The 14433-nt window shown below is 50.9% G+C and carries 9 protein-coding genes; all 9 read right to left on the bottom strand.

All coding sequences use genetic code 11. The annotated features are described in order from the left end of the window. Window positions 1-62 precede the first annotated feature (62 nt). Entirely contained in the window at window positions 63-1460 is a 1398-nt protein-coding gene (gene ntrC / locus EGC76_RS08750) for a nitrogen regulation protein NR(I) (RefSeq protein WP_128352616.1), read from the bottom strand. Next, window positions 1457-2653 carry a nitrogen regulation protein NR(II) gene (gene glnL / locus EGC76_RS08755; protein ID WP_246013942.1) on the bottom strand — a complete coding sequence of 399 codons (1197 nt, stop codon included), beginning with the start codon at window positions 2651-2653 and terminating at the stop codon, window positions 1457-1459. The genes ntrC and glnL overlap by 4 nt, the downstream gene beginning before the upstream one ends. Next, on the bottom strand, window positions 2598-3203 hold the full coding sequence (locus EGC76_RS08760; RefSeq protein ID WP_128352618.1) for a DUF4124 domain-containing protein: 606 nt from the start codon (window positions 3201-3203) through the stop codon (window positions 2598-2600). Before EGC76_RS08760 ends, glnL begins: the two co-directional genes overlap by 56 nt. 14 nt (window positions 3204-3217) lie before the next feature. Beyond that, window positions 3218-4630, bottom strand: a complete 1413-nt coding sequence (glnA, locus tag EGC76_RS08765) for a glutamate--ammonia ligase (RefSeq protein ID WP_220445678.1) — start codon at window positions 4628-4630, stop codon at window positions 3218-3220. Window positions 4631-4962: 332 nt separating this feature from the next. Beyond that, window positions 4963-8091, bottom strand: coding sequence for an efflux RND transporter permease subunit (locus EGC76_RS08770; protein ID WP_128352619.1), 3129 nt, complete (start codon window positions 8089-8091; stop codon window positions 4963-4965). Then, window positions 8084-9034 (bottom strand): efflux RND transporter periplasmic adaptor subunit, encoded by a 951-nt coding sequence (locus EGC76_RS08775; RefSeq protein ID WP_164876824.1) that lies wholly within the window; start codon window positions 9032-9034, stop codon window positions 8084-8086. The genes EGC76_RS08770 and EGC76_RS08775 overlap by 8 nt, the downstream gene beginning before the upstream one ends. A gap of 110 nt (window positions 9035-9144) precedes the next feature. Then, on the bottom strand, window positions 9145-10815 hold the full coding sequence (locus tag EGC76_RS08780) for a PepSY domain-containing protein (protein ID WP_128352621.1): 1671 nt from the start codon (window positions 10813-10815) through the stop codon (window positions 9145-9147). Continuing rightward, a complete protein-coding gene (locus tag EGC76_RS08785) occupies window positions 10812-11555 on the bottom strand; it encodes a PepSY domain-containing protein (RefSeq protein ID WP_128352622.1) in 744 nt (247 codons plus the stop codon). The genes EGC76_RS08780 and EGC76_RS08785 overlap by 4 nt, the downstream gene beginning before the upstream one ends. Before the next feature lie 70 nt (window positions 11556-11625). Next, entirely contained in the window at window positions 11626-14328 is a 2703-nt protein-coding gene (locus EGC76_RS08790; protein WP_128352623.1) for a TonB-dependent receptor, read from the bottom strand. Between the last annotated feature and the right edge of the window lie 105 nt (window positions 14329-14433).

Here is a 14433-nt window from a genome sequence, read left to right on the forward strand (position 1 = left end):
TCCGCTGCGGCTGCATACCCTGTTTACTGAACTTTTACTTGAAGTTAGTCACTTGAAATTAGTTACTTAGATTCGTTCAGTTTTCGGGCGAGGGTATTGCGTCCCCAACCTAATAATTCGGCTGCTTTTTGTTTATGCCCGTCGGTATGCTCTAAGGCAATATCAAGGGCTAAATGTTCAATGGTGGGTAACAGGTTATCTAAGATGTGGGTATCGCCTGCTTCGCACCGACTTTTAAGTTCGTTACGTAACAGTGTATACCATTGGGCGGAATTTGCTTGGGTATTTTTTACCTCGTCGTTTGATAAATCGTGAGGTAAATCAGCAACATCGATAGTTTGCCCCGGCGCCATAACAGTCAGCCAGCGGCACGTGTTTTCAAGTTGTCGGACGTTCCCCGGCCAAGCCGCGTTCACCAGTATCTGCTCCGCGGCAGGGGTAAGTCGCTTGGGGCTGCCGCCAAGTTCTTGCGCGGCGCTTTGTAAAAAGTGCTGCGCCAATTGCGGAATGTCTTCACGGCGCTCTGCCAACGTTGGCAGTTGCAACCGTATCACGTTCAGTCGGTGGAACAGGTCTTCACGAAAGTCGCCTTGGCTTACCCGTTGTTCAAGATGCTGGTGGGTGGCGGCAATAATACGCACATCAACTTTCACCGGCTGGTAGCTGCCTACTGGATAGAACTGCCCTTCGGCCAATACCCTGAGTAAGCGTGTCTGTACCGCTAAAGGCATGTCGCCAATTTCATCTAAGAATAAGGTGCCGCCGTGAGCTTGCTCGAAGCGGCCTTGGCGCTTTTGGGTCGCGCCGGTAAAGGCGCCTTTTTCGTGGCCAAACAGTTCTGACTCAATCAGGTCGGCAGGAATTGCCGCCATGTTCAGTGCAATAAATGGCTTCTTTGCGCGCGGGCTATGTTGGTGCAAGGCTCGGGCAACCAATTCTTTGCCGCTGCCGGATGCGCCGGTGATTAACACGGTTACGCTGGAATGCGACAAGCGGCCGATGGCGCGAAACACGTCCTGCATAGCGGGCGCATTGCCGATTATTTCTTGCACGTCGTTGGCTTGCTCAGCGGCATCAGCCGGGCTAGCTGTGTGTTCGGTTTCACGCGCGAGTGCGCGGCTTACCGTATGCACCACTTCGTCAATATCGAACGGCTTGGCCAAGTACTCGAACGCACCACCTTGAAAGGCACTTACGGCGGAGTCCAAATCGGAATGGGCGGTCATCACAATCACGGCAATCTGCGGGTAATCGTGATTCAGTTTGCGTAGCACTGCCAGGCCGTCGTCGCCCGGCATACGAATGTCTGTCAGCAACACTTTGGGTTGCGCTTCGGCCAGCGCAGCATAGAGGCTTTGGGCATCCGCGAAACTGGTGCAGCTTAACCCAGCTCGCGCCAAGGCGCGTTCCAGCACCCAACGAATCGAGCTGTCATCGTCCAGAATCCAAATCGAGTTCATGCTTTGTCACCGTTTGCTTTATCCCCGTTTGCTTTGTCACCGCAAAGGGTTTCACTATAAGGCAGGTACACGCAAAATTCGGTGTGGCCTGGTTCAGATTGCACTTCAATTTTACCGGCATGTTGGTGCACCAAGTTTTGCACAATCGACAGCCCTAAACCTGTGCCGCCAGCGCGGCCACTTACCATTGGATAAAACAAAGTGTCACGCAATGCTGCTGGAATGCCGGGGCCATTGTCCTGAATAACCACCACCGCGCACTGACGGTAGCGCTTGCCATGAATGGTCTGCTGGTGGGCGATGCGCGTGCGCACCGTGACGGTTGGCTTGCTGATATTTTCGCTCTCCAGAAGCGCATCACAAGCGTTCATCACTAAATTCAAAAACACCTGCTCCAATTGTTCAGGGGCCATAGTCAGTTCGGGCAGGCTTGGGTCGTAGTCACGTAACCACTCGATACCCGTACCGGCACCTAAACGGGCCACCTTGATCACTTGCTCAAGCAGCGCGTGCAGGTTGGCTTCTTTGCGCTGTGGCAATTGATGCGAGCCGAGCATTCTGTCCACCAAGGTGCTCAGGCGGTCAGCTTGGCGAATGATTAAGTCGGTGTACTCTTGCAAGGCGCTGTCGTTCAATTCACCAGCCAGCAATTGTGCTGCACCGCGCAAACCGCCCAGCGGATTCTTAATTTCATGAGCCAGCCCGCGCACCATACTTTGTGCAGCTTGCAGCTGTTGCTGCTGAGTTGTTTCCTGATTAATACGGCGAATTTGGTCAATTTGGCGCAGCTCAAGCAGAATACTCAAACGCCCGTCCGGTTGGCGCAGCGGCTGTGCGATAAACTCAATGGTAATGCGTTGGCTATCATGCAACACCAGCGTCACGTCGCTGTCGGAAACCGACTGCTCATCGCGTAGCGCGTGTTGTATCACCATGGGGTCAAGACTGCTGAAATGGAATAAACTGAAAAATGGCTGCAACTGAAAACGCCGCAGGCTGCCATCTAAAATAGCTTCAGCCGCAGCGTTCATATATTGAATTCGAAGTTGGTCGTCTAGCAGCACGACCGCAGTAAGCAACTGGTCAAGATGCGGTTGCACCAAGTTGGTGCAATCGCTGGGTGACGTTAGTTCGCGATCAGGCTCCGCCGCCATTGCCACCGCTACCTGCGCCTGCACCATTGATGGCGACACGCAATACAAACACGACCACGGTATCCGAGCGCGCAACTTGATTGCCTTGTGCATCAACAATACGCACATAAATACGCCGCTCGCCGCGACTAATTTCTGCCAAAGTTACCTGATTGCTATCGCTGCCACGCCATGCTGGTTGTCCGTCAACGAACAACTCATACACGTAACCTTCTGGCAGGCGTTCAGGATCAGACTGCCACAACACATCGAACTGGCCGTTGTTGGCCCGAATCGGCTGTTGCTGCTCAGGCGAAGTAATCGCTACCGAAAACTCAGTGGGAATCGCCTCAGCTTCGGCGGCACTGTCACCGCCAGTCGCTGAAACTTCAGGTTCATCCGGCTGTGTGGCCACAGCCGGCTTCGCAAACTCAGTCACCGGCGCCTGCTCAATCTCTACCTGTTCAGCGCCTTCCAGCGGCTTGTCCGTGTAGGTGATTGAGCCATCGGCATTCCGCTTCTTGTAAACTTGCGCATCGCTCGGTTCAACGTGCAACGCCGTGCCTACCAAAAAGATTAATAAAATTGCCAATAACGCCAGTGGTTTCATCGTTGCTCCAAACCTTACACGCTGTAGTACAAGTCAAACTCAATTGGGTGCGTGGTCATTTTCAACTTCATCACTTCCTGGTGCTTCAGTTTAATGTACGCATCAATCATCGCGTCAGTCATCACGCCGCCCGCAGTCAAGAACTCACGGTCTTTGTCCAACGCTTCCAACGCCATTTCTAACGAGTGACATACCGTCGGAATTTCTTTCGCTTCTTCCGCTGGCAAGTCATACAAGTCTTTGTCCATTGCATCGCCAGGGTGAATCTTGTTTTTAATACCGTCAAGACCAGCCATCAACAACGCCGCGAAACACAAGTACGGGTTTGCCGCCGGGTCAGGGAAACGCACTTCAATACGACGTGCTTTTGCACTTGCAACAACCGGAATACGAATTGACGCAGAACGGTTACGCGCCGAGTAGGCCAACATAACTGGCGCTTCATAACCTGGCACCAAACGCTTATACGAGTTGGTGGTTGGGTTACAGAACGCATTCAACGCACGTGCGTGCTTGATGATACCGCCAATGTAGTACAACGCCATTTCGCTCAAGCCACCGTATTGGTCGCCAGCAAACAGGTTCTTACCGTCTTTGCTAATCGACATATGCACGTGCATGCCTGAACCGTTATCGCCAACAATTGGCTTCGGCATAAAGGTAGCCGTCATACCGTATGAATGCGCTACGTTGTGCACAACATACTTATAAATTTGGATTTCATCCGCTTTTTTCACCAAGGTGTTAAAGCGTGTTGCCACTTCGTTTTGACCCGCAGTTGCAACTTCATGGTGATGCGCTTCAACAACTAAGCCCATGTCTTCCATAACCGTGCTCATGGTGCTACGAATGTCGTGCGCCGAGTCAACTGGTGGCACTGGGAAGTAACCGCCTTTCACACCTGGACGGTGCGCCAAGTTACCTTCTTTATATTCTTTGCCCGAGTTCCATTTCGCTTCGTCAGCTTCGATTTTGTAGAACGAGCCGCTCATATCAGTATGGAAACGCACATCGTTAAACAAGAAGAACTCTGGCTCTGGGCCGAAAAACGCCGAGTCACCAATGTTCATGCTTTGCAGATACTCTTCCGCACGACGCGCAATTGAACGCGGGTCACGGTCATAACCTTGCATGGTGTCTGGCTCAAGGATGTCACACACCACGTTCATGGTGATTTCATCCGTGAACGGGTCTAAAACCACAGAGTCACAATCCGGCATAAGCACCATGTCTGACTCGTTGATGCCTTTCCAGCCGCCGATGGAAGAACCATCAAACATTTTGCCTTCTTCGAAAAACTCTTCGTTGATTTGCGAAACCGGGATGGTCACATGCTGTTCTTTACCTTTAGTGTCGGTAAAGCGTAAATCCACGAATTTGACATCGTGTTCTTCAATGTAAGCCATAACGTCTTGTGGTGTTGCCATGTGATCCTCCGCGATCGTGCATGTACTAGGTTCAGAATGAGTATAGCAAGCATCGAATGAAGTGCTTGCTTCTTTGCACCAAATTAAAGCAAAAACGATGCCAGTATTGGATTTTGCTCATTTTTCAATGGGTTAACGTTGTTCTGGTACGGCTAGGGTGCTGTGCATTGGCTATATTTGCACCATTGTAGTGCAAATTCATGCACCACGGAAGTGCAAAGGATCTAAAAGCGTTGTTCGTGCTTCGTGCGCTACGCTGTTCGTCCGCTGCGCTCTTCGAACAGGGCGAAGCCCGGACGAACAGTGAGCGCTAGCGAACGGACGAATAACGATTAACGCTCTTTAGTAATTCGGCGGCGCAGAAGTGACGCGTACAACAACGGAATAACCACCAGCGTCAACGCCGTGGAAACCGCGATACCGAAAATCAGACTGACAGCAAGGCCATTAAAAATGGGGTCGTCGAGTATAAAAAACGCACCCATCATAGCGGCAATTGCGGTTAGGGTAATCGGCTTGGCGCGCACCACTGCAGCTTCGATCACGGCGGTATTGAGATCTTTGCCAGCAGCGACTTCTTCACGAATAAAGTCCACCAGCAAAATCGAGTTACGCACGATAATCCCTGCCAGCGCTATCATGCCGATCATTGAGGTGGCGGTGAACTGCGCTCCCAATAATGCATGGCCCGGCATGATGCCGATTAGGGTCAGTGGTATCGGCGCCATGATCACCAAGGGCGTCATGTAGCTGCCGAAGTGGCCCACCACGAGCACGTAAATCAGCAACAATCCGACCGCATAGGCGAGGCCCATGTCGCGGAATGTTTCGTAGGTGATTTGCCATTCGCCGTCCCACTTCAGCGCCGTTTGATCCCAAATATCGGGTTGCGCAATAAAGGTTTGTGGAATGTCGATCTGACCCGCGGCGTCGAACAAGCCGTAAAGCGGGCTGTCGAGTTCACCGGCCATGTCGGCGGTTACGTACACCACAGGCCGTAGGTCTTTGTGATATACCGGCTGCGCATAGGCCAGCTCTTCGCGTTCAATCAGTTCGGCAATTGGAATCGCTTCACCGGTGGTTTGGCTGGTCACCGACAGGCTTTCTAATTGCGCCAACTGCCCTTGCCAATCGGCTGGCAAGCGCAATTTTACCGGCACTGGTTGGGTTTGTCCGGGCGTTGCCAAAAAGGTGACATCCATGCCAGCCAGTGCTGTTTGTAAAACCTGCACCACTTGTCCGGCGGAAACGCCAAGTTGTGCCGCACGTTCGCGGTTGACTTGCCAAATTTCTTGGGTGGCATCAGCGACGAGGGTGCTGTCAATGTCCACCACGCCTTCTGTAGCGCGCAGCTGCGCAAGCACGTCGCGGGCACCCTGTTCGCGGGCATTGGCCGATGGGCCATAGAGCTCGGCGACAATTGGTGCCAGCACGGGCGGACCCGGTGGTACTTCAACCAGCTTCAATGATGCACCTACGGCATCCGCAATAGGTGTCAGCATGGGGCGAAGGGCCAAGGCAATTTCATGGCTGGCCCGGTCACGATCACCAAGGTCAGCAAGAGTGACTTGTATGTCGCCCATATTGGCGCCTTCACGCAAGTAATACTGACGTACTAAGCCATTGAAACCTATTGGCGATGCTGTGCCGGCGTAAATGTGGGTGGCGACAACTTCGTCCACTTCATCCAGCTTCTGTGCTAATTGCATTAATACTGCATTGGTGTCTTCTAAGGTGCTGCCCTCTGGCATATCCAGCATCAATTTAATCTCGCTTTTGTTATCAAATGGCAGCATTTTCATGACCACCGCTTGCACCACGGCCAGCCCCATCATCAAGACAATCAGGGCGATTAAGCCAAAGCCCATAAAGTAGCGACGCTTGCGGTGGGTTAGCAGTGGCTGCATGATTTTTTCAAAGAAGTTATGCAGCTTGCCGCTATGCGCTTCACCTTCGTGCTGTTCGTCTTTCAATAAATGACGGGCCAGCCACGGTGTAACGGTTAAAGCAATAATCAGCGAGAGCAACATACCCAACGAAGCATTAATCGGGATTGGGCTCATGTAAGGGCCCATTAGCCCGCTGACGAAGGCCATCGGTAGCAATGCGGCAATAACGGTGAAGGTGGCCAAAATCGTCGGCCCACCCACTTCGTCAACGGCAGCTGGAATTGCTGTTTTTAGTGACTTCCCTAAGCCGAGGTGGCGATGTATGTTTTCCACCACCACGATGGCGTCATCAACCAAAATGCCGATTGAAAATATCAGCGCAAATAACGACACGCGGTTCAGGGTAAAACCCCAAGCCCAGGATGCAAACAGTGTCATGGCCAAGGTGAGTACCACGGCACTACCAACCACCACAGCTTCACGCTTGCCCAGCGTTAACAGCACCAAGGCGACCACCGAAATGGTTGCAAAAATGAGCTTTTGAATCAGCTTGGAAGCTTTATCATCCGCGGTTTGACCGTAGTTCCGGGTCACGTCGATAGTGATCTCAGGGGGCAGCCACTGCTGCTTGAGGGTGTCTAATCGGGCTAGCACTTCTTGGGCCACCACAACAGCGTTTTCGCCAGCTTTTTTGGTCACCGCCAAGGTTACTGCCGGTTCTGCTTCTCTGCCTGCGGGACGCGACCACACATAGCGCGACGGCACCACTGCGCTGTCACTTATTTCAGCAACTTGCTCCAAGCGCACGGGCTTACCGTCAACGTTCGCAACAATCAAGTTACGCAAGGTGTAAACGCTGTCGATGAAGCTACTGGCTTGCACCGGAATTTGTTGCCCGTCTTGCAAGCGATAACCGGCCTGAGCGCTTTGGTTTTGCCCTGCAAGCGCTTGGCTTACGGCATTAAAATCGAGGCCAATACGGCTTAAGGCCGTGTTATCGAGGGTGACATTAATCTGTTCTGGCTCGGCACCAATTACGGTCACCTCACGCACGCCGCTCACATTCTGGAGCGGTTCAATTAAGGTGTCAGCGACCGACTTTAAATCAAGCCCATCTGAGGTGATGGTTAACCCAAGTATAGGAACATCGTCAATGCCACGGGCTTTAACCAGGGGCTGAGAAAAACTGGGGTGGCGTACTTGCCAGCTCGATAAACTGTCGAACAGTTCAACCAGCGCTTTTTCGCGCGGCACACCCACTTCAAACTGGACAGTTACCAGTGCCTGACCCGATTGCGATACCGAGTAAATGTGTTCAATGCCCTGCATGCGGGCAAAATGCTGCTCTAACGGGGTAGCCAGCTGCGCTTCAACTTGGCTTACATCGGCGCCGGGAAACACCACCATGACATCCGCCATGGTTACATCAATTTGCGGTTCTTCTTCACGCGGGGTGATTAATGCGGCCATGATGCCGAGCAATAGACCAAAGATAGCGAGCAGCGGGGTGAGCTGCGAGCGTTCACCCCACGCCGCAATTTTACCTGCGATGCCGAGGGGTTTGTTACTCATAGCTGATCACCTCACCCGCCTGCAAGCCACTTACGATTTCGATGTGTCCGTCTTGCTCCAAGCCCAAACGCACTGCGCGCCAGCTGTTATCTTTCATTCGTACCATGGTCAACTCACCTTGATGGTACACCGCAGCTAACGGCACTTGTACACCTTGATGCTCACCGACTTTTACTAATACTGGCTGCCATTGCCCTGGCATTAGCCCACTGTCATGGGGCAATATCAAGCGCATACGCACGGTGCTGGACTGACTGTGTACGGTTGGAAAAACTTGCTGCGAGGTTGGCTCCAAGCCATTAATACGGGCCCACTGATAGTCTTTTGCCGCTTGGGCATAGCTAGCAGGAAGGTCGACATGCAAACGCAGTTCGCTTGGGTCAAAGCCTGATAGTAACGGGGTACCAGGTTGCACTAACTCGCCCGGCTCAACCAGACGCGCGCTGACAATACCGGCATAAGGCGCTTTCACTTCAGTGTATGACAACTGCTCTTCAGCACGTTCGACGGCAGCTTCAGCCGAACGCCGTTGGGCTTTCGCATTGTCGAGCCGTGCTTTGGCGCGATCGCGCTCAGCAACCGGCACCAAGTCACGTTCAACCAGGCTGATAATACGATCATACTCTTGCTGCTCCGCAACCAAGGTGGCTTGCGCCGCAGCAACCTGCGCTTGCGCTTGGGTCAGCATTTGGTATTGCTCAACTGAGGTGATAGTCAGCAGGGTTGCGCCGGCTGACACTTCATCACCTACATCTACCAGCACACGCTCAACGCGGCCAGATACCTGCGCCGATACGGTAGCGCTATTGGTTGATTCCACCAAGCCTTGCAAGCGCAAGTATTCTGCAATCGTTGATTGCTTCAGCGACAATTCGGCGGCAGTAGCGCTTGCCACTCCAACGATACAAATAACGAGTAGATAGACCCATTTGTAGACAGACATCATCATCTCCAGACTTATCGTTGCCAAACTTCAATACGGTATTTATTGAAATTATAGAGCAAAAAATAAGTCTGTTAATGATTTATTTCGTATTTATCTAAAATAACGTTTTAAATGCCAAAGTCATCGTAACGAATGTGCTCTTGCGGAACCCCTATTGCGCGCAGCATGGATTGCGTTGCAGCTAACATAGCGGGCGGACCGCAAACGTAAACATCGAGCGATTGCACATCTTGTGTTTGAATCCAAGCTTGTGCAATTTCGTGCACAAAACCGCTCAGACCCCGCCAATGATCATCTTGCTCAGATAAAACTGGATGATATTGCAAGCGTTCTTCGCTTTGCAAAGCCATAAAATCGTCGTAATAACACAGCTCAGATTTATTACGTGCGCCGTAGAAGAACTGAATTGAACGATTTGACTGTGCCGATTCCAATTCCGCCTGGATAAGTGCACGCAATGGTGCAATACCCGCGCCACCGCCGATAAACACCTGTCGCCGCTCATTTGCCGCTTCATTGTTGAGCAAGAAATCGCCCATTGGCCCTATAGCATCTATCGTATCGCCAGTTTTCATGCTGCATAAATAGGTCGAACCGAGTCCAGGCTCACAACTGGTATTCGGTGCTGGCATTTTACGAACTGTAAACGTCAGTTCCGGTTGTCCTGGTGCGGTTGCGAACGAATAGTTTCGATGCAACACCACGGCGTCATTACCGGTTCTGCACGGGATAAGAAACTGCATAAACTGTCCCGCTTGATAGTTGAAGTCCGATTCTGTTTGAGGCAGAAACGTCAGTTCATGAATGCTCGGGGTTAATACGCGATTATGCACGAGCTTAAGTTTAATCTGACGCGCGTCGGTGGCAGCAATATCAACCTCATGACCCTTGCTGACACGATGTTGACAGCTTAAGCGCAGTCCATCATTCAGATCGGATTCCGTCAGCATGGCGCGATCGTTTTTCGTTGGGCTCGGCACTAAGCCGCGAAAACGCACTTTGCACAATCCGCACGTTCCGCCCCCGCCGCAGGCGCTAGCAATTGGCTGCTGCTGCGCTTGGTAAAATTCTAGGTAAGTTTGCTTACGCCGAGGGTTCATATCACCGCGGGCAAGGTTACGCCCTAACAAGATCAAACCTGATAAGGTAAACCAGAGTGTTACAACACCGGCACTGACAATAAGTAGATGGTTAAAATTACGCTCACCGCTGTAGTCCATAAAGTGCAACTTGAACGCCCAGTCGGCTAATAACCATGGGGTATTGCGATGTTCAATCACTGTGCCCGAAGCGGCGTCAACATAAATCCGTGTATTTAAATCGTCGCGGATATCAACGCGATACCCCGGCTCACGCCAGCCGTTAACTTCGCTGCTTCCTTCGGTAAGCGGTGTGACGCTTTCAATCGCCCCAGGGCCTGAATAGGTTGCTAGTGCCAAGCTAGCCGCCATGGCTTCTGAAGTTGACCACAGCTCACCTGTAGTTGCATTAAGATAGCTAACGCCATCATCGTGCGTCACCACGTATTGTGGAACCTCACCTACGGTACGCAAATCAACACCGCTGATACCAGAAAATTGGTTCGCTATCTGCGGCCAGTCAAGTGCCCGCGAAGAAGCTAGCGGTGCGTGACTATGGTCCATTTGGTGATATTGATGACCCGACATCTCATGATGGCCGGATAATGAAAAATAGAAGCCGCTGATTATCCACAACAACACTTGGATAATAATAATGAGGCTCGTCCACCGGTGAAGCCATTGTAAAAAGCGCATCATGCTGAACCCTCCGTGGTGGTTTTCAGTGACGGCTTAGGCTTACGCAAGGTGTAAACCAACAGTACTGCACCGGTTATTAAGAAAATAAAATTGGCAATAATAAACCCGCGCAGCAACCAACTCTCAATATCCACACGCTCTTCGTAATCCATAATGTGCAACATCCACATAATATCGAAACCACGCCAAAACGTGTGACGCTTGGTTACTAGTTCGCCGGTTGATGGCGAAAAGTAAAGGCTGGTGCTACCAAAGTCATCGAAATCGACCCGCCACACAGGCAAGTGATCAGGGTTAAGCTCACTTGGAGGGTTTTCGGTTAACCATTGCACTTGGCTTGCTGGCTGCTCACCCAATGCATAAATTTTTTCCGCAATAGCTTGTACGTCTGACTGGCTAAGCTCAACCACTGCTAAACTTTGCGCGTCAACGATCTCAGCCATACCATGATGGCTAATACGATACACAGGTTGCCACTGATGATTTAACCACTGTGATGTAAGTTGAATCTGCGACGCTTCCGGATACGCCTTTAAGACATCATTGAATGGTGCCACATGGTTCGCATGTTGAATAACAGCATCATGTTGATGAACCAAGTGATCACCGTGAATAAATGGTAACTTAAAGAAAACCATGTATGCGCCGCTGATACTCCAAACTACCATTTGTAAGCCGACAATCAACGCCAACCAGCGATGCCAAACACGCCAGCGGCTACTGGCTATTTTTACAGCCATAAAACTCTCCACAAAATTCTATAAAAAACTGCGGGAGAGCCTAAGCCCTCCCGCAATTAAACGTCCAGGGTTAGAACGTATAACGCATTTTAACGAACAACTGACGTCCCAAAAGGTTGTAAGTCATGGTATCCGTGTTCGCATCAGTCCAGCTTTGTATAAATGGAGGTTTCTTATCAAAGACGTTGTTAATACCACCCACTAAGCTCATATTTGAATTCACAAAATAAGTGCCTTGTACGTTGTGGTAGAACACACTTGGCGCATGGTCACCTACATCGCCTGGTGCCGCATTGATATCATCTGCGCCGCCAATATACTGAACGCTCCAATGTGCCTGCCAGTGGTCATGGTCGACCGTTACCGAAGCATTTGAGCGCCAGTTGGTGTAACTACCGCTGCCACCGGTGATTTTCCCAGCATATGCGATAGGTGTTCCGCCAGCGAATGGCGTCACGGTGTATTCATCTAAATAGCTAACTGTCCAGTTCATGGTTGTTGCAAAACCAGAAAGATCGGTTTTATAGAATACGGCCGCATCGACGCCCGACACTTCTTCCGTTGCTGCATTCGTTGGCTGTGCCGAGAGAAAGTCAATCTCGCCCGTTAAACTGTCCCGGGTGAACTGACTGTCATCACAGAACGGATGCAATAGGTTTTCTGAGTTGTAACATACCGATAACTTGGTTGACCCAGGAATACGCTGAATCGCGTTCTCGATGTCAATTTTGTAATAATCGACGGTGAACTGCAGATTATCTGCAAATGGCGCATCCCATACCACCCCAGCGGTAAAGGTTTTGGCATCTTCCGGTTCAAGGTTTGGATTACCGCCAACCGTTGTCAATACGGTTGAGCCTAATTGGGTGTAACCAGATGGCACGCCAGCCGCCTGGCAGTTTGCCGCTACTACTGGATCTTTTCCAGGTTGATCCCAGCCGTCGCACGGGTCAGTTGTGGTTAAGTTACCTTCAGCCACGCCACCAAATAATTCTGGAATATTCGGAACACGAAACGCTGTAGAACGCGTTGCTCGCAACTTCAATGAGTCATTTAGTTGCCAGTGCAGGCTGGCTTTATAGTTACCGTCGCTACCAAAGGTATCGTAATCACTGTAACGGTATGCCAGCTCTAAGTTAACTTCCTTAGCAAAGGCCTTATCGGATAACAACGGTAGCGCAGTTTCGACATACACCTCGTCGACGCTATAGCTGCCATCAATTGGGTCGGCCTGGTTGGTATTCATAACGCCAGCAACAACTGCTGAATCTGGATTACGCCAGCCTTTCTCTTTTCGATGCTCAATACCAAACGCAACTGGCACGTAACCAGAAGGCAATTCAAACAAATCGCCCGTAATGCTCGCTGTTATTGAGCGCTGCTCATTGCCGCCCTCGGAATCAGTACGGAACATAATATAATCAACCGCATCTTGGCCAAAGCCGCCAAAACCGAGTAAATCGAGGCATGGAATGCCTGCCTGTCCACATTGGTCAGGGTCAATAGCACGATTCAGTCGCTCCATATTGGCAATATTAGTAGCACCATCAATACCTGAAGTACGGCCGAAGTTGTAAGCAACTTCCCAGTTCCAATTCGCAGCCAGTGTGCCATTTAAGCCACCAACAAAACGCCACGTGTTCACGTCTTGGAAGAACTCACGAGGTCCAGCTTCAAGCAAGCGACGACTATCAAGACGAATCGCCTCGCCAGTCGGATTATCTGGGTGATCACTTGCATACTCAATGCCACCAACTGTTCCTGAAGTTGCTAGCTGGTTTGAGCGACGGTTGTTGTAAAGGACTTCGACAAATCCGTAGGTATCGCCTGTTAGACGATAGTCTGCAAATGTCGAGAAATTCCAGTTGGTAATTGGGTTAACTGAGTTCAGTTGAGAAAAGAAATCAAAGTTATGCTTGGCTGGGTCGTACGGTTCATAGAAATCGCTATCACCACCCGGCTCTTGATTGAAGTTGATACGGCTGCCCGCATCAGGTCCGGTCAATACTGTTGCGCGGCCGCCAATGGTGCTTGAACTACCGAAGCAACCCAGTTCGCCTGGAGAAACTTCGGCTAATGCACAACCAGCTTGCTCTTGCATATTGTAGGCATCACTTGAACGGTAGCCCACGGTACCCACAATTCGGGCACGATTCGTACTTGCACCAAATACCGTATTAATCGCTCTTTCTTCGGCATCACCGCTGTCTGTGGCACCAACGCGGGCGTCAACTGAAAAGCCTTCATAGCTTTTGCGCGTAATAATATTCACCACGCCAGCAACAGCGTCGGCACCATAAATAGCTGATGCACCATCTTTAAGTACTTCAATGCGCTCAATCATCTCAACAGGAATCATATTCAGGTCAACACTACTGTTGGCACCGGTACCGCCGTTGACAACACGGCGGCCATTAAGAAGAACCAGCGTGCGGTTAATACCTAAACCACGTAAGTTGACCTGCGCGGTTCCCCAGCCATTACTGGTCCAGTAAGCGTTGCTTTGGCCACCAGCCGCGCCTGCCGAAGCTGACATGCGCTGTAAAATAACTTCTAACGAGTTCACGCCTGAGTTCTCAAGATCTTCCGCAGTGAAAACTTGAACCGGCGCAGCACTTTCAGCTTCGGTGCGCTGCAATCGAGAACCGGTTACCGTAACGCGCTCTACTTTTTCTTCTTCAACTTGTTGTTGGGTGTCTTGAGCTATAGTTTGAGTGGGTAATAGCAACGCAGTTAGTGCAGTTGCCACACCTGATAAGGCGAATTTTTTCATAGTGTCCCCTGAATATATTTTCATTGTTATTTCGTGTGGTAGTTATTGACCAACCCTACAGCCCAACTGAGTTGTCTATACAGCTACAACATAGCTAGTTTTAGC

The sequence above is a fragment of the Pseudidiomarina gelatinasegens genome, from assembly GCF_004025325.1.
Classification (GTDB): domain Bacteria; phylum Pseudomonadota; class Gammaproteobacteria; order Enterobacterales; family Alteromonadaceae; genus Pseudidiomarina; species Pseudidiomarina gelatinasegens.